Source organism: Roseibium sp. RP-7 (assembly GCF_053005225.1).
On the sequence record NZ_JBRKQA010000001.1, the window covers coordinates 2,476,130 to 2,493,245 of the forward strand.

Below are 17,116 nucleotides of genomic sequence, written 5' to 3' on the forward strand. Positions count from 1 at the left end.
CTCTTGCCACACGAGTTGGCAAATCTATGACCTCCACCAAGCCTGTGGGCCGGTTGAGGAAAGCTGTCAGGATGGGCCTTCTGAGCCTGCCGGTTGGTGCTGCTCTTGCATTGCCTTCCGCCCAGGCGATGGCACAGACCGAGGACGGGCGCAGGGTTGCGCTGGTCATCGGCAACCAAGAATACCAGTATGTGACCCCGCTGGAAAATCCCGTTACGGACACGACGGAAATCGCCAGAATCCTTCGGGAGGCCGATTTTGATGTGACGATCGGCACGGATCTCAACAAGAAGGATCTGGAGCAGGTCGTACGCCGGTTTCTGCGGGAACTGAATGACGGCGACACGGCGCTGTTCTACTATTCCGGGCATGCGCTTCAGGTTGGCGAATCCAATTTCATTCTTCCTGTCGACGCCAAACTGTCCTCTCAATACGACCTGGAATTCGAAAGCCTCAAGGTGTCCCATCTGCTGGACTACATGAAGGCCGCTTCCAGCCTGCAGATCGTCATGCTTGACGCCTGCCGGGACAACCCGTTCGAAATCGCAAGCCTGTTTTGGGGCGAGGAAGAATATTCGCTCGGAAAGACCAGAGGGCTGCGCCGGATTCCGAACAAGCTCGGCACATTCATCTCCTATGCCACACGTCCTGGTCAGGTTGCCTACGACGGCAAGGGGCCAATGAGCCCGTTCACCTCTTCTGTGGTCGAGAATGCTCTTGATCCGGCGCTCGAGATCAAGGACCTGATGACCAAGGTTCGAGATGACGTGGTTCGCAAGACTGGCGGCCAGCAGATCCCATATGAGGATTCAACGCTCGTCACCAGCTTCTATTTCGTACCGCCCAAACCGGCTCCGATCGTGACTGCTCATCACAGGGTCAGTGTATCTGCATCGGCTGAATCCGTCCCGATCAGCATCCCCGAACCGGTTCAGCCGGAAGGTGGAACGCTGAAGGCGAAGCTCACCTTGCTACCTGAAAAAGGTACCTTGAAGCTGCCGGGAGGCCGGGCCGTTGCTGAGGGGGACGTGATAGATGCGACAGAGCTTGCCAGTCTCGAGTTCTTTCCGGAAGGCTCCCAACCCGGCGACGTGGAACTGATCTCCTACGAGGTAGAGGACCAATGGGGCGGTTCTGCATCCGCGATCGCCTCAATTACGGTCGCACAGGCCGAAGCGCCGGTGCAAAACGAGCAGGTGGAGGAAAACCGCACAAAGCGGCTTGAAGCTCTCCTGTCATGGCTGGGCAACACGGCCTCGAAGGGAGCTGTAGAAGCTGATATCGGCACCGGCCCCGTAAACGTCTATCCGGATGCGCCCGTCGAGGATCTGCCGGCAACAAGCGATTGGCTGAAGGTTGTCTCTGTCGATACGGACCTGCAGCTTGCTTCCGACAACCGCTTGCTACAGGCCGGCGACCGTTTTCCTGTTTCTGCGCTCGCGACGTTGACCGTCCGTCCGCAGATCGGCAGCGAAAGTGAAGCGCGGAAATTTGCTCTGGAATTGCCGGCTGTCGAAGGAACGCCTGCAAGAACCATCACGCAGATCGTTCAACCCCGTGTAACGCAGTGCGATCGCCTGGCAACCCAGCCTTTCGATTTGCAGGCGGTTACGGAAGGACGGCTCGCCAACGATCTGGATGCGGCGGCTGTGGATACGGCCTGCGCCGAAGCGATGGCTGCCTACCCGGAGATCGGCCGGTTCGTCTTCCAGCGCGGCCGTGGAGCCTTTGCTGCCGGTAACCTGCAACAGGCTGTCGGTTACTTTGAACAGGCCTACCAGATGGGACATGTTCGTGCCGGCCAGGTGCTGGGGCGCATGTATTTCCTGGGTGCCGGGATCGATCGTGACCGCGAGAAGGCTGTCGACCTATACCGCAAGGCTGCGGAGCGGGGAGACGCCTATGCTCTGCATTCGCTTGGTATGGCCGAGATCAAGGGCGAAGGCACAGCCCAGAACGAAAAGGACGGCCTGGACAAACTGCTGCAGTCGGTGGAGGCAGGCCACACGTTCTCGTTCAATGCCATTGGTGGCTTCTACCTGAATGGCCAGCACGTGGAAGAAAACATCGACCGCGCCGTTTATTACTACAATCGCTCGGCATCGCGGAACGACATTTATGGCTACCTGAACATGGGGACGCTGTACCGCGACGGTAAAGGTGTGCCGCAGGACTATGAAGCAGCACTTGGCTGGTTCATGAAAGCACATGAAGGCGGGCATCCCGCCGCAGGCACGGCCATCGGACTGCTTTATTACAATGGTCAGGGTGTTGAGAAAAACGCGGCAGAGGCAACTCGCTGGTTCCGTGAAAGTGCCGAGCGCGGAGATCCCTGGGGTGCATTCAACACCGCGTGGATGCTTGGCCAGCAAGATGGCGATGCCGCAGGCCAGGACCGTGTTCGCATGCTTGCCATGGCTGTGGCTGTTGAACCGTCTTCTCAGGCTGCCGAGCAGGCAAAGACCGCTCTCGGCGATGCGCGGAAAAACCTCAAGGCAAAGGTGTTGCAACAGACCCTGACCGATCTCGGTTTCGATCCAGGACCGGTTGACGGGCAGCCGGGACGGAAAACCCGTGAAGCCCTGGCCGACTTCTTTGAAGCCTCTGGACGGGCGCCTTCCGAAGGCGATGAGGCCCTGATTGCACTGGTAAAGCATCAGTGGGAACAGAACCGTCCCAGATATGATCTGTTTTAATCGTTGAGGGAGATATTCAGATGAAATCGTTCTTGTACTTATTGCCAGTCACAGGACTGCTGACGCTGATGGTGGCAGGATGCCAGACACAGCAAAACCCGGCCCCGCAAGGTGTCAGGCAGCCTGCGACCACGAGCCCGACGACCAATAGGGCTTCGAGACCTGCCTATGATCCGATCAACGATCCTAGCGCTCAAGACCGCAACAACGGCAATAGCGGTGGCGGCAATAGCGGTGGCGGAAATAGTGGAGGCGGCGGCAACAGCGGCGGCGGAAGTGGCGGCGGTGGCGGCGGCGGTGGCGGCGGCCCAAGTGGCGGCGGCGGCGGAAGCTGGGGCTAACCTCGCACAGAAAAGGTAACACCGATGAATGTTCCATTTGGCCTGGCGTCCGGACGATATATCTGGGCCAGAATGTGCGGCCTGTTTCTTATTGCAGTGAGCTTTGGCTCGACAGCGGAAGCCGGACAGTGGCGAGCACTCGTTGTGGGCGTCGACGCCTATCAGCACGTTTCTCCCTTGAAGGGGGCGGTCAATGATGCGCGAGACATCGCCGAAACACTGACAGCTGCCGGTGTTACCGACCTGACCACGCTATACGATGCCGATGCGTCAAGGCAGGCAATCCTTTCGTCGTGGCAGGATCTTATTTCCCGCGCGGACGCTGATGATGTTCTTGTTTTGTCCTTTGCTGGGCATGGGGCACAGGAGCCCGAGTGGGTAAAGGGTTCGGAAGAAGACGGCATGGACGAAGTCTTCCTTCTGGCCGGTTTCGATATTGCAGCTCCGGGTAATGGCGAGAGACTGCGAGACGATGACATCGCCGCAATGCTCCGGGCTGCCGGTGGACGCAGTGTTCTGGTTCTGGCAGATAGCTGCCACTCGGGCACAATGACCCGATCCGTGGACCCGCGTATCACACGGCTGGGGACGCGGCTGGTTGGTTTACCCCCGTTCGAGAACGACGCCCTTCGCTCTCAGCCTCTTCCGCCCATGCTGGCCGGAAACGCCCAGCAGACAGGCGACGTCCAGGACCTTCCCAACGTTATCTACGTAGGCGCTACTGTCGATGGACAGGTCATCCCGGAGCTTTTGATTGCCGGTGAACCGCGCGGTGCCTTGAGCTGGGCCTTTGCGCGCGGTGTCGAGGGAAGGGCGGATCTGGATCGCGATGGCGGTATCTCCATGGAGGAGCTCAGCCTGTTTCTCAAGGAAACCGTGCGGGTCGCAACGGAGGGACGCCAGTCGCCCAGCCTGACCATGAGCGGTGACAGCCGCGCCGCTGTCCTGCCGCGTGTCAACGAGCAGATATTCGCACATGAAAACGGCGTCTTGACCCTGTCTGCGAGCACCAATGCTGCCACACCGGTATTGCAGCAGCTGGCCGGCAAACAGGAGGGCCGCCTGAAGGTCGTTGAAGATGGGACCGCGGATCTGTTCTGGGATGTGGAAGAAGGCGACGTCCTGACCAAATTTGGCGACGTGGTGCTGCGCGGCAAGGCGACCAACATCGACCGGTTTTCCGATGTTGTGACCAAATGGGGTTTTCTGACCGATCTTTATGCCTTGTCGCGTGAGCGCCAGCCAATTGAAGGAACACTCCAGCCGTCAGTCGGGCATATCCCCGAAGGAGATGCATTCAAGGTTGGTCTTAAATCGGACCAGGCAGGCAATATGGCCGTGTTCGCGCTGGAAGCAGACGGCACGCTTCGTCTGCTTGCCCCCAACAAGAAGGCAGACCCGCTTGGCAAGGACACCACGGTTCAGGCAGCCAAGCCTTATGTGTTGAACTTGAGGGCCGCCCTGCCGTTCGGTGCGGACCATATCGTTATGGTACGGTCGGCCAAACCGATGCCTCAATTGGTCGGCGTATTGGCTGCACTCGATGGCAAACCTCTGAGCGCCGAGCTGACACCAAAATTGCTTGAGTTGATTGGCCAGTATGCAGATGCCGTGGGTATTGCCGGTGTCTACACGGAGCCCGCCGGCTGACACGCGAGGTCTCCTTCTATCTTGTTGCGCTTGAAAAGAATTTTTGTGACCATGGCCACACTCATTTCGCCATCCTCTGGTAATATCGAACCATAGTCAGCGCTGGGCTGCGTCGAAAAGGCCGGGCGTATTTGGAATGACCAGGGAATCAGGAGCCCTTCATGAAACGGATTTTGAAGCATGCCTGTTCAAGGCGAAGTTTGCAGGCCACGAGTGCTCTCGCGGGTCTGATGTTTGCGCTGTCCGCCGGTTCTGCACTAGCGGATCCGATTGCGCTGGTGCTGGACAAGTCGGAAGGTGTTGATGTGTCCGCGTTTACCGAGCTTATGCCTGGTGACGTAGTCGATCTCGGCGCTACCGGACATGTTGACCTGCTGGACTATTCCGCGTGTCAGGAAGTCAGGATTCAGGCCGGTGTGCTGAAGGTATCTTCCGAGGGATACACCGCAGAAGGTTCTGAACAGAAAGTTCTGAGAGCGGGTAACTGCTTGCAGGCAGACAGCGGAACCGACAGCGAAAAGGCTGACAAAGGTCTGACCGTTACGCTGCGTGGCCTTACACTGGAAAACAAGAAAGCTGCGTCATTGATGTTGCGGTTCGACAACAAGCTGCGCGATCAATACGACACGGTGTTTGTTTCCTTTGGGGGCGGTGAACCCAAGCGCTTCGATATGCTCGACAATATTCTGACCGACATGCCGAACCGTGAGCCGGAAGACGAGGCCGTTGAGGTTGAGCTGTTCCTGCAAGGCAAGGCGCCAGACTATGGTGTCGTCATGCGCACGATCACTATCGACCCGGTCCAGGTTGGACGGAAAACCGCTGTCGTCATCGTGAAATGATATTTGGCGGCCGGTTCGCGGACGCAGCCATTGGACGAAAACAGCTCATCTTGCTCATCGCACTCGTTGCGGTAGGGGCTGGGATCGCCATCGGTTTATCCGCTCAAAAGGCCATCTGGGAAGGGTGGGTGACAGACCGCCTGTTCCAGATCAAGGCCCTCATGGACAACAAGGAGCAGGCAGGTCCTGCACCTGTTGTCGTGGTCGGCCTCGATCAAAAAGCTCTTAACTCCGACCGGTTGGCACCAATACCGCGGGTTCTGATGACCCCGGTTCTGGCAGAGGCCGGACAAGCCATGCTGAATGCTGGCGCGGTGGCGCTGGGCTATGACTTTGTATTTGCCTATAGTGCGGACGGCTTTGTGGATCCCAGCACCGGCGAAGCCAGATTGAAAGGCTTTGACCTGGCATTTCAGCGGTTCCTCTATCAGAACCGCGGCAAGGTGTTCATTGCTCACACCGAAATAGGCGTACCTCAACGCATGTTTTCCGCTGCAGCCGGTGAGGGCGGTGTCAGGTCGGTTATCGTTTCAACTGACAGCGACGGTGTGGTGCGACGACACGAGCCGCATTCACCTCTCACCGCTTCGCCACATCTGATCGATGCGCTTTTGGGTATCGCAGGTGTCGAGTTAGCTGAAACCTACATTCCGGTGCCATCCGCCCGCCTCGCAACGTCCGTTCCGTATCTTTCGCTTATCGACGTTCTGCAGCTTCTGGAAAGTGATGAGGGCAGGCAGGAACTTGCCCGTTTTGCAGAAGGCCGCATCGTACTGTTCGGCGGGCTGTTGCCCTATGAAGACGAGCATCTTTTTTCTGACCGTTTCCTGCCTCATCTGCCAGAGCAGCTGGCAGAAACGGGGCCAAGCGGGCGACCACGCGTACAGCCGCAAACCGCCGGTGTATTTGTACTGGCCGATTTCATCGGCTCGCCTATCGCCGGAAGGATCGTGACCGAGCCTCCCGCTGGTCTCGTCCCCGCATTTGCGGTCATCTTTGCCGTGGTTGGCGCGCTCGCAGGTCTGTCGCTTCCGCTGGTCGTCTTACCTGTTGTGGCTGTCGGCGGAGTGCTTTGCGGACTGGGCGTGAGCCTTGGCAGTATGGAGCTCGGCATGTTTCCTTCGCCAGGCGTTGCTCCGGTTGCCTTCGTCACCGCGACAATCATCGCGGCTGTCGGGAAGGTCGGCATCCTGCAGCGCCGGCAGAGGTCTCTGGTGAGGCTCTTCGGTCACTACCTTGCCCCGGATGTCATCAAGCTGATGGCGAGTTCCGAACAATTGCCGGCGCTTGGTGGGGAAACCCGGCATGTCGTCGTGGCCTTCATCGATATCGTCGGCTTCACCAAGATGTCGGAAAAACTCGCCGATAAGGATGTGGTGCGCGTGGTCAATTCCTGTTTCGACAGGATCGGACAGGTGATCACCGCTCACCAAGGGTATATCGACAAGTACATCGGCGACGCGATCATGGCGGTCTGGAACGCACCCAATACGGTCGAGCATCCCGAAAAATCGGCTGTCGATGCCGCAACAGAAATCATAAATCTGCTAGACAGATTGCGCGAAATCACCGGACAACCACCGCTGGACCTGCGCATAGCCCTTAACGCCGGACCGGTTCTGGTGGGCGACATCGGTGGTGAACATCGCCGTTCCTTCACCGTCATGGGTACCACCGTCAACACGGCAAGCCGGGTCGAATCCGTTGCCAAGGACCACAAGGTTCGTCTCGCAGTCAGTCAATCGGTCGCCGAGAAACTGCCTTCGTCCTATCCGGTTGCTGAGATCTGGAAAGGACAATTGCGTGGTCTCAGTTCCGACATCACCGTTTACACTCTGGATCTACCTGAAATGTACATGGAGCCGGAAGAAAAACGGACGATCGCGCGGCAGGAACAGGACAGGAGCAAGCTGGTCACGTTTCCGCGCTCCTGACGAAGCGCTTTCAAACACAGCATTTTTTGCATCTTTCCCAATCATCCGGCATGATCGGGATATTGATTTTCGGCAGCCTGAGCAGCTGCGACGCTGCGCTTAAGGTCTCACAATGGTCCAATGGCCTGACAACCAAAATCCGGGTGCTCATCGCCCAGAATTTGACAGGACCGTGATCCGTCCGTCGCAAAAGGCGCCACAAGCTGGCCCTACCGCTACACCACCACCAAAGCCAGGAGCTGCGCCGGCCAAGGGGGCGGCTCCGAAACGGTCACCCATTGTGCTTTATGCTGCGATGGCCATTGGGTTCCTGGTGCTGGGCGGTGCTGCTGGCGGCATTGCCCATCTGATCTCCTCCGGCGCGATATCCCTGTCACCCCCCGAGGAAATCGGGTTACAGGAGATCGCCGAAGCGGTGTCGGACAGCGCCTCTCCGGAAAATGCTCCGCAGCAAGATCCGGACGAAACCGTCGCCAATGATCAAGCCCTGGAACAGGATGTTGATGACACTGCGTTGACCAACGAGGAGGATCTCGATGTTCCGGCCGATCCGTTTTTCGACATGGCCCTCTCAGCTGTCATTCCGTTGGCGGGCGACCCGGTCCTTTTGAAGGATGGTGCCGCCAATCGGCGGATAGACTTGTCGGAGCGTCCAGTGCCAGCCGCTGCGATCGGGGACGGTGCTGCGTCGGTACCGTCTGTCGCCGCATACGTGCTGGACAGCCAGATGCTGGACGATGACGGCAACCTTGTTATTCGCGCACCGGGTAGTGAGGCGGACTTTCAGTTCGGCAATTTCGGGGGCGGGGATGAGGCCGAGGGCATAGTCGTTGAAGAAGATGCGCAGCCCGCGGACGATGGTTCTCCCGATTTGCCGGTTTTTCTGAAACCGTCAACTGACACGTTGAACCTCTATCTCACCGAGCGTCCCATCGGTCAGGGGCCCAGCCGGGTCGAAGTACGCGAGGAGGTAGTAAAAGCGGCTACGCTCAAGGATTTCCTGAAAGGCAAAGGGTTCGACGAGGAAGTCCTGGATTCGCTGGTGGAATTCGTCAAGGACAACTTTGACAAAAGCGATTTGATCGCAGGCGACAAGATCGCGGTGCGAGGTGTTCGTATGCCGAACAAGGTAGGCCGGATTGGCGATTATTATCGGCCTGTCCAGATTTCGATCTACGGCCGGGAAGGGTATATCGGTACAGCCGCCTATTCGGTCGGAAGAGACGGGGACGGGTATGTAGCCGGCGCCGATCCCTGGTTTGGCAAGACGATCGTGGAACAGAAGATCGCGGGTGAGGAGGCAACTCAACCTGCCAACTCGCATCGCTTGATCGACGGTGTTTATGCCACCGCAGTCCGCAATGCCGTGCCCGCTTCTATCGTGGGCGAGGCAATCGCATATTTGGCGCCCATGACCGACCTGAAGCGATCGATCAAACCAGATGAGAGAGTTACTCTGGTATTCACGGACAGTGCTCGAGACGAGAAGCGTGGCGGTGGCAGGGTGCTCTTTGCCGGTGTTCGGCGTGGGGACGATTGGTCCGTTCGCTGTTACGTGCTGAAAGCGCCCGGTAATCGCGGTTTTGCCTGTGTGAACGAAGGCGGCAAGGTCAGCTTGTCCGGCGCCATGCTTGTCCCGGTCAAAGGTGTTCTGACATCGAAGTTCGGCATGAGATTTCACCCGATCAAGAAAACGGAACGCCTGCATGCCGGTGTCGATTGGGCGGCCCCCACTGGAACCGCGATCCACGCGGCCTTTTCCGGAAAGGTCACCTATCGCGATGTGCGAGGAGGTTATGGCAATTTCATTGAACTTACCCACAAGGACGGAATTACCAGCCGCTACGCGCATATGCATGAATACGCCGATGGCATCCAGCTAGGGTCTGTGGTTCAGGCGGGTGATCTGATTGGTTACGTCGGAACTACGGGGCTTTCCACCGGACCGCACCTTCATTTCGAAATCAGACACAGGGGAGAGCCGACAGACCCGCTGGCCTTTGAAATGGAGACGGGAGCGGAAGCACCGCAGTCTGTCGGGGGCAAGGATCTGCAGGAATACCGGACGGTGATTGCCGACATTTTGAGCGTGCAGTGAAACAGGACTTGCGGAAGCGCTGAAATACGCCAGACTGTGATCCAGGTCCCAGTATTTGTCGCAGGAACGTTCATTCTGGCAAGAGTGTAACAACGCACGAGGCTGCCATGACCAGACCAGCTGCCCGCCTGGGCGATTTTCATATGTGCCCGATGACACCCGTTCCGCCAGGGTTGCCGATTGCGCCACCCTGCAAGATCAACGTCCTGATCGGTAAGCGTCCTGCTGCGAGAATGACGGACCTTTGCGTGTGTGTCGGCCCTCCGCCGGCAAATGTCGACCCCATTATCATGGGGTCGCTGACTGTTCTTATCGGAAGTTTGCCTGCGGCCCGCATTGGCGATCCAACAGCCAAGGGTGGCGCGATCACGACAGGGGAATTTACCGTTCTTATCGGGGGCTGAATCTGAACCAGCGACAATCAGGCAGATTTCCGGGCGGAATCGAAACGCCGGACAGGTGGGAGTACCTGTCCGGCGTTTTTTGTTGGTTGATGTCAGCTGGCCGGCTCGATTTCGATACCGGTTTCCGTCGCTTTCAAGGTCACACCCTTCAGTTCTTCGCCGTTCATTTGCGCCGTGAGGAACGCACGCGACAGCTTCGGCAGAAGGTCGTTGGTCAGGATGTTGTCGATCATGCGGCCACCGCTGTCCGGGTCGCGGCAGAGTGAAACGATATGGCTCACCACGTCGTCGCCATAACTCAGCACGGCATCCCGGTTCTGCTTGACCCGTTTGACGATACGGTTGAGCTGAAGCCGGACGATGAACCCGAGCATGGACGGCGACAGCGGATAGTAGGGGATGGTCACGATACGGCCGAGCAGGGCCGGCGGGAACACGTCGAGCAATGCCGGTCTCAAGGTTTCCGCGAGCTTCTCCGGATCCGGTGCGTTCGGGTCGGTTGCCGCAAGATCCGGATCACTGGAAACCGGCGCATCCAGCATGTGAGTTGCTGCATTCATGATGATGTCAGTGCCGACATTCGAGGTCAGCAGTATCAACGTGTTGCGGAAGTCGATCTTCCGACCCATGCCGTCTTCCATCCAACCCTTGTCGAACACCTGGAAGAAGATTTCGTGCACATCCGGATGAGCCTTTTCGACTTCGTCCAGAAGGACGACCGAGTAAGGCTTACGCCGCACGGCTTCGGTCAACCGGCCGCCTTCGCCATAGCCTACATATCCCGGAGGAGCGCCTTTCAGACCGGAAACGGAATGCGCTTCCTGGAATTCGGACATATTGATGGTGATCAGGCTTTCCTCACCACCATAAAGGGTCTCGGCAAGGGCCAGGGCGGTTTCGGTTTTACCAACACCGGAGGGGCCGCACAGCATGAACACGCCAATTGGCTTGTCCGGATTGCCCAACTGGGCGCGGCTGGTCTCGATGCGCTTCGAGATCATTGCCAAGCCATGGGCCTGACCGATCACGCGCTTGTTGAGGCTGTCGGTCAGCGTCAGGATCGTCTGCATTTCGTCCTGCACCATCCGGCCGACCGGAATGCCGGTCCAGTCGGAAATGATGCTGGCAACAGCCTCATCGTCGACATAGGCATAGACCATGCGATCATCTTCGGGGATTTCGGAAAGCTCCGTGCGCATCGCCTGGAGCGCATCGCGAATGGCGTCTTCGTTGGTCAGGTCCACGTCAAGTTCAAGCTCGATCTCATCGATCGGAACTAGAGCGGGCTTGTCGTGCTGCGGATCTTCGATTGCCTCGCTTTCCGGATGAGGCGCAGGTTCAACACCGCGAAGCTTTGCAAGAGCGGCATTCAAACGCCTGATTCCGGCTACCAGTTTCCGCTCGTTTTCCCACTGATTGCGGACAGTCTCAATGTCGCTTTCGGTTTCCGTAATCGCGTTGGAAAGTGCCTCGAGCTGTTCCTGATGCTCCAGGCCCAGTTCGGCATCGTTGGTCAGGGCCTTTTTCTCTGTCTCCAGAAAACCTTTTCGGGCAACCAGGTCCAGCAACCGGGCTGGCTGTGCTGCTTGCGAGATGTTGACGCGTGCCGAGGCGGTGTCGAGTACGCTGACCGCCTTGTCCGGCAGCTGGCGCGCTGGAATGTAGCGATGCGACAAAGATACCGCTGACCGCACAGCGCTATCGAGGATGCGAACCTGGTGATGATCTTCCATCGGGCCAAGCAGGCCGCGCACCATGGCAAAGCACTTTTCCTCATCCGGTTCGTCAACCTGCACGGGCTGGAAGCGCCGTGTCAGGGCCGGGTCTTTTTCAAAATGCTGGCGGTATTCCGACCACGTCGTGGCCGCGACGGTCCTGAGTGTGCCGCGGGCAAGCGCAGGCTTCAGAAGGTTGGCTGCATCGCCCGTTCCGGCAGCGCCGCCGGCTCCGATCAACGTATGGGCTTCATCAATGAACAGGATCGTCGGCACGATGGAGCCATGGACGGCATCAATGACCGCGCGCAAACGTTTCTCGAATTCGCCTTTCATCGACGCGCCGGCCTGAAGCAAGCCGAGATCCAGCGCACAAAGGCGGGTGCCCAGCAGCGCGGGCGGAACATCACCGGCAACGATTTTCTGCGCAAAGCCTTCGACGATGGCCGTTTTGCCGACGCCGGCTTCGCCGGTCAGGATCGGGTTGTTCTGGCGGCGGCGCATCAGAACGTCGATGACTTGCCGGATTTCTTCGTCGCGGCCGACGATCGGATCGAATTCCTTTGCCCGCGCACGAGCTGTGAAATCTACAGTGAACTGACTGAGTGCATCTTCCCCGGGGCCTCCTGCCGCGAGCGGCTCTGCGCCCGGTTCGCCTGCTGCGCTACCGGAGGCTGGACTTGAACCGTCGATGGGCCTCGCCCGCACTTCACCGGATGATCCGGCGATGGCGTCAAGGTTGTTCGCGATTTCATCGTGCTTGAGCTTGTTGAGAGCCTTGGACAGCTGGAAAAGCTGCGTTCGGGTGCTCTCTTCGCCAAGCATGAAAAGAAGGACATAGGCCGTGCGGATCTTGTAGTCGCCGTATGTCAGCGTGCCAACGAACCAGGCTCCTTCCAGCGCTTCGCGGAAAGGCTTGGACATGGACGGAAGTTCGGTCTGGTTGATCTTGAACTCTGCAAGCGCGGCCTGCAGGTCCTTGTCCAGGGTGCCGAGATCGACGTCGAAATGCCGCAGAATATGAAATACATCAGAATTTTCGTTGCGGATCAGATAGTAAAACCAGTGGACCAGCTCGAGATGCCGGTGGCCGGCATCCTTCGTAAGCCTCATGGCCTTGTCCAGGCTGTCGTAGGCAGTTGAGTTGGTCTTGTTGACAACTTTTTCAACCGTAATGTCATTCATAATATCGGTCCTTCAGACTTGAGACCTATTGGTAGACTGTGGTGTGGCGACGCACAGGCCGGAAACGGGTGTCGGTAAGCATTTCTTCTTCTTCGGCCTCCAGGTCAGTATCGTCGTCGGGGCCGGAAGCGGCAGGCTTCAGCCAGCCGATATGTCCAAGCGTTGCGGAGTTGTTGGCATCCATCCGGACAGCGGATGCGCATCTCTTCGGCAGCGCAAGTTCAATTTCATATTCAATTTCCAGACCCAGATAAAAATCGATGAGGTCGAAAAGCTTCTCTGTCCAGGGATTGGGTCTTGCCCGGGTTGGCGGGAGAAACTGCCGATATTCCTCCAGACTGCTCGTGAAAATCCTGATCCGGATCTTGTCACTCACACTATAGACCTTGGATCCAACGATCGTGTCGGCGCCAAGTTGCCCGGCTCCGCCTGGCCCGAAACCTCCAAGCTTGAGCTGATCGTCCTTGTCCAGATGCAGCCACGTCCCGACACATTGATCAATCTCTACCCGGACATCGAAAACGCCTGTGATGAGGGCCTTCAGACGAGCGGCGCTCTTTGTCTTGGGGGCCATAAGGCCCGCATAGAGCAGCTTGAGCCGATCATCGATCCTGTCGAGGTCCCGGTAAAACGGGGTGCCGATGCCGATCGCCGACCCGAGATAGGCGAGAAACCGGTCGTCGTCCGGCCGGTCATGTTGAACGATCGGTCTGGCATCGGCCCACGCACGGTAGAACAATTGCACGAAGCGGTTGTTGAATAGGTCAAGGAATCTCGGAAAACTGTCATCGCCTCTGAGCCCGCGCATGATCGCTTCGTCGGTATAGGCGGAAGGCAGAGCGCCTTGCGGTCCAAGCAAACCAAGGAAGCGTTCCAGCAAGACCAGGCCGCGGTCACCGTCCTTTGTCGCACGCTCTATGGTCGACGTGGCGAATTCGCTGGACGGGTCCTGACCGAAGCGAACGATGTCTTCCATCATGCGCCGGCTCTTGCCGATCCTGGGTGGAGCGGGCTCATCGGCGTTCTTCGGCTTTATTCCGCTTTCTGATATTCCCGGAGCGGTCTGGCCTTCGAGCATTCTCAGCACTGCCAGCAGATCATGTCCACCTGGATGCTTCTCGATGCGGTCTCCAAGGGCTGTAAGCAACGACGCGTATTGCTGCTGGACCGGCACCTCGATACGCGGGGTTTCCGGAACTGCTTCCTCAGCTGTTGGATCAGACGCAGTCTCTGTGGCCTGCGTCTCAATCATCTCCTTCGTTACCTCGGCAGGCGTCTCAGCTGGAGGATCGATTTGTGGGGCAGGCGTTTCTGGTTGGGTGTCGGCAGGTGAGGGAGCGGCGTGTTCTGGCGATGTGATCGCGGCAGATTCAATCGTGGGCGACTTGATTGCGAGCGCTTCTGTCTCGTCCGCAGGTGTGTTGTTGTCCTGCGGTTTTTCGGTCCAGATATCGTCAGCGTCGGCCTTCTCATCAGTCTCGACTGCCGTCGCCGTCTCCTCTTTGGTCGGCCATGCCGGGGCCTTCCGGGAGGATGAAGGCACAACGGTCTTGTCCCGTGCAACACGGGTTTTCGTCAGATCCTTGTCTGCCGGACCGCTCATAGAATTCCTTTCGCGCCGATCCGCGGAGGCCACTTCATGATAATGCCGCGCTCTGTCGTTGCGATCACACACTGCGTGAAGTGATTGATGGAGGCGTATTCGGCGACAAACCGGTCGAGGACAGCTCCCATCAGAAAGGCACTTGCCCCTTCAAAAGCCTTGTCATCGAGCGTGATCGTGATTTCGAGCCCCCTGGCGACACCTGTCCCGGACTTCTGTTGCAGGCGGCGGACAACTGGCCTTGTCGAAACCGACCGAACGGACTGGGCCTGCCGGTCTGCTGAACTGTCGGAAAGTGGCGCGAAGACGCTCAGCACATCGCGGAACGACCGACCGTCCTGACCTGCCGCATCGTGTACAAGGCCGGTATGGTTCAAGGCCAGAATGTTAATGAGCCGCCAGGCAATGGCGCCAGCGTGGCCCTGTTCGCCCAGCCTTTCATTGTAGGAAAGAAGCGGCGGCCTTGGGGACGTCGGTCCGGCGACACAATCTACCTTGAGGCCGATATCCTCCAGTATGCGAAAGTCCCCAATCTCGGACTTGTCCGGGTTGGTTCCCACGGGCAAATCTGCGGCCAGCGACCGGTTGGATGCCAATACCTTCAGTGATAGTTCCGAAAGACGTTTCTTGCCGGTTTGCAGCAGGGCGGCAGCCTGCGCTCCGCTTGAGATAGAGATGAAAGTTTCTGTACCTATGTAGTGGCTCGGCTGCATGCGCCGGATTTCGGAAGACGACTGGCGTCGCGGCAAACGACGAATGGTATAAAACCACTCGTGACCGGCTTTTTCAGTGTCTGGTGCAACGCTGTAGAGCGGTTCAACCGGTCGTTTCTCGCCTCCTGAGAAGTGGGCGGAAACTTCAGTGACGGCATGCACTTCATAATCCAGTGGCCGTGTCCGGTCCGTGATGACAGCAAACTCGTGCTGCCCTTTCTTGATCGGCACCCGGTCAGTCTGCCTTTCGAACAAGTTGACGGCCGGTGCTGAGTGAAGCGCGAAAATCTTGCGTTCAACGTGAGCAGGCAACCGGTTTTCTGCTTCATCGAACACGAAGACCAGATCGAATGCTTTTGCCTTGACCCTATCCAGGTAACGGCGCAGACCGGTCAGACGGAACCCGAGGAAGCTGCGCGGAAAGTTGAAATAGTCGCGCAAGTGATCAAAGCCGGTGAACAGGCGCAAGTCGTTGTGCAAGAGGGAATCTTCTTCATCGAAACCCAGCTGCTCGATGGCATCGACGGGCAGGCGCTGCAGGCTGGCCTGACCGAAGGCGTCTTCGGTACGGATGTAGAGCGCGATTGTATGTCCGAAGATCTGTTCATAGACCTTCGCAGCCAGATCCAGAGGTCCGATCAATCGGACGGGAAGTGAATCGATCCGACAGCCGGCCACCTGGTATTCTGGTTTCTTCAAGGCTTCTTCGGCTGAAACCTCGTTTTCCGGATCCTCGGACATGCGGTGTGTGAACGTGATGGACAGACCTGCGCGCGTGCGTCTGTCTTCAGCCATCTCCGCACCGAGACCGGAGACCTGCGCAGCTGAACTCAGGTACTTTGCAGCTGTCAGCTCCAGGGGTGTCAGCGTAATAGGAGAGGTGAGAGTGAACCTGCAGCGAACCTCTCCCTGGCGTTCACGGAAGACGGCCTCCATGGGAGCATGGCGATCGACCTTTATGCCGTTGCGCAAATTCGCGTCGCCATATTTCGGCGTCACGCGGGCAAGTACCAGAGAGGGAATGGGCGCCAGCGCGGTTGGATATAGTTGTTCGAACAGGTTGGAAGTGAATTCGGCGAACTCATGCTTCATTTTCAGCTGCACGCGAGCCGACAGGAAGGCTGTACCTTCAAGCAATCCGGACAGCATGGGGTCGGAACGGTCTTCCAGAAGCCCACCCAGGCGTTCTGCTACAGCAGGATAGGCCTCCGCGAATGACGCCCCTTGTTCTCGCAGGTAGGTGAGTTCCTGATTATAGAGGTCGAGAAATTCCCGGTTCATGCAGTTGCCCCGATGATTTTGATACGGCCGAAAGCAGGGTCGACGTCGGCTACGAATTCACTCGCGACCCGGATCGGATCGCAGCGTATTTCTGCCTTGATGAGAAATCTTACCTTGAAGGTATCGCTTTCGACCTTGTCGTCGCGCTCGACCTTGAGCGTGCGCGGGTCCATGCGCGGTTCGAAATGGATGAGGGCCTGTCGGATGTCTTCGGCAAGTCGATCAATGCGAACGCTGTCAACAATATGGACAGAAAGGTCTGGCAATCCGTAATTGATGATCGAGCTCTCAACTTCCGGAAAATCGGAAAGGTCCTGAGTGGAATTGAGGTTGACCGTATTGAGGAGCGCCTGCAGATCTTGCCGGACTTCGGAAAGCAGCGTGTGTTCAGAGACACCGTAGGATCTGGAAAGCCGCCGACCGGACCTGAGGTTGGCGCCGTTCTGTGCTTCTTTTTGCCTGTCCTGAGCGGCCTTGTAGTCTGGGTCGTCCATTGCACGGAAGGCCCACATCAGCGGGGAGTGCATTTTCACATTTGATTTAGCCATCGGCCAAGCCCACGCTGACTGCTGCCCCGGAAATTCCTAAGTATGACCGTGGCGGTGCCGCTTCGAAAATTGAAAGTCTGCATCGCCGGTCCGAACCAAAGAAGGC

The 17,116-nt window shown here is 58.0% G+C and carries 11 protein-coding genes; 7 read left to right on the forward strand and 4 right to left on the reverse strand.

Annotation, left to right across the window (positions count from 1 at the left end; translation table 11 throughout):
- The first annotated feature begins 71 nt into the window (after window positions 1-71).
- The 7 genes from ACVDG9_RS11160 to ACVDG9_RS11190 all read left to right on the forward strand — a co-directional run bounded on the left by ACVDG9_RS11160 (window position 72) and on the right by ACVDG9_RS11190 (window position 9,965).
- Window positions 72-2,696: a caspase family protein gene (locus ACVDG9_RS11160; RefSeq protein ID WP_447237984.1), complete on the forward strand. Its 2,625-nt coding sequence runs from the start codon at window positions 72-74 to the stop codon at window positions 2,694-2,696.
- 20 nt (window positions 2,697-2,716) lie between these two features.
- The gene (locus ACVDG9_RS11165) at window positions 2,717-3,037 is read left to right on the forward strand and encodes a hypothetical protein (protein ID WP_370200800.1); all 321 of its coding nucleotides are present in this window, start codon (window positions 2,717-2,719) and stop codon (window positions 3,035-3,037) included.
- Between the two features lie 24 nt (window positions 3,038-3,061).
- Window positions 3,062-4,687: a caspase family protein gene (locus ACVDG9_RS11170; RefSeq protein WP_447237985.1), complete on the forward strand. Its 1,626-nt coding sequence runs from the start codon at window positions 3,062-3,064 to the stop codon at window positions 4,685-4,687.
- Window positions 4,688-4,848: 161 nt separating this feature from the next.
- Complete coding sequence (locus tag ACVDG9_RS11175) at window positions 4,849-5,529, forward strand: hypothetical protein (RefSeq protein ID WP_208984155.1); 681 nt, start codon at window positions 4,849-4,851, stop codon at window positions 5,527-5,529.
- Complete coding sequence (locus ACVDG9_RS11180; protein ID WP_447237986.1) at window positions 5,526-7,463, forward strand: adenylate/guanylate cyclase domain-containing protein; 1,938 nt, start codon at window positions 5,526-5,528, stop codon at window positions 7,461-7,463. The genes ACVDG9_RS11175 and ACVDG9_RS11180 overlap by 4 nt, the downstream gene beginning before the upstream one ends.
- 280 nt (window positions 7,464-7,743) lie before the next feature.
- The gene (locus ACVDG9_RS11185) at window positions 7,744-9,561 is read left to right on the forward strand and encodes a M23 family metallopeptidase (protein ID WP_447237987.1); all 1,818 of its coding nucleotides are present in this window, start codon (window positions 7,744-7,746) and stop codon (window positions 9,559-9,561) included.
- 107 nt (window positions 9,562-9,668) lie between these two features.
- The gene (locus ACVDG9_RS11190) at window positions 9,669-9,965 is read left to right on the forward strand and encodes a PAAR domain-containing contractile injection system baseplate protein (RefSeq protein ID WP_031268781.1); all 297 of its coding nucleotides are present in this window, start codon (window positions 9,669-9,671) and stop codon (window positions 9,963-9,965) included.
- A gap of 92 nt (window positions 9,966-10,057) precedes the next feature.
- Here ACVDG9_RS11190 and tssH read toward each other — a convergent pair whose 3' ends face one another.
- From tssH to tssE, 4 genes are read right to left on the reverse strand one after another with little or no spacing between them, the layout of a single operon-like run.
- Complete coding sequence (gene tssH, locus ACVDG9_RS11195) at window positions 10,058-12,865, reverse strand: type VI secretion system ATPase TssH (RefSeq protein ID WP_447237988.1); 2,808 nt, start codon at window positions 12,863-12,865, stop codon at window positions 10,058-10,060.
- A 25-nt stretch (window positions 12,866-12,890) separates the two neighbouring features.
- Window positions 12,891-14,468, reverse strand: a complete 1,578-nt coding sequence (gene tssG / locus ACVDG9_RS11200; RefSeq protein ID WP_447237989.1) for a type VI secretion system baseplate subunit TssG — start codon at window positions 14,466-14,468, stop codon at window positions 12,891-12,893.
- Window positions 14,465-16,462 carry a type VI secretion system baseplate subunit TssF gene (gene tssF, locus ACVDG9_RS11205; RefSeq protein ID WP_447237990.1) on the reverse strand — a complete coding sequence of 666 codons (1,998 nt, stop codon included), beginning with the start codon at window positions 16,460-16,462 and terminating at the stop codon, window positions 14,465-14,467. Before tssF ends, tssG begins: the two co-directional genes overlap by 4 nt.
- Complete coding sequence (gene tssE / locus ACVDG9_RS11210; RefSeq protein WP_022999369.1) at window positions 16,459-17,010, reverse strand: type VI secretion system baseplate subunit TssE; 552 nt, start codon at window positions 17,008-17,010, stop codon at window positions 16,459-16,461. Before tssE ends, tssF begins: the two co-directional genes overlap by 4 nt.
- Between the last annotated feature and the right edge of the window lie 106 nt (window positions 17,011-17,116).

Bases quoted from the DNA above. Each gene is read 5' to 3' on its own strand.
- ACVDG9_RS11190 (WP_031268781.1), top strand. From the start codon at position 9,669: ATGACCAGACCAGCTGCCCGCCTGGGCGATTTTCATATGTGCCCGATG.
- ACVDG9_RS11160 (WP_447237984.1), top strand. From the start codon at position 72: ATGGGCCTTCTGAGCCTGCCGGTTGGTGCTGCTCTTGCATTGCCTTCC.
- tssH (WP_447237988.1), bottom strand. From the start codon at position 12,865: ATGAATGACATTACGGTTGAAAAAGTTGTCAACAAGACCAACTCAACT.
- ACVDG9_RS11170 (WP_447237985.1), top strand. From the start codon at position 3,062: ATGAATGTTCCATTTGGCCTGGCGTCCGGACGATATATCTGGGCCAGA.
- ACVDG9_RS11165 (WP_370200800.1), top strand. From the start codon at position 2,717: ATGAAATCGTTCTTGTACTTATTGCCAGTCACAGGACTGCTGACGCTG.
- tssG (WP_447237989.1), bottom strand. From the start codon at position 14,468: ATGAGCGGTCCGGCAGACAAGGATCTGACGAAAACCCGTGTTGCACGG.
- ACVDG9_RS11180 (WP_447237986.1), top strand. From the start codon at position 5,526: ATGATATTTGGCGGCCGGTTCGCGGACGCAGCCATTGGACGAAAACAG.
- ACVDG9_RS11175 (WP_208984155.1), top strand. From the start codon at position 4,849: ATGAAACGGATTTTGAAGCATGCCTGTTCAAGGCGAAGTTTGCAGGCC.
- tssF (WP_447237990.1), bottom strand. From the start codon at position 16,462: ATGAACCGGGAATTTCTCGACCTCTATAATCAGGAACTCACCTACCTG.
- tssE (WP_022999369.1), bottom strand. From the start codon at position 17,010: ATGGCTAAATCAAATGTGAAAATGCACTCCCCGCTGATGTGGGCCTTC.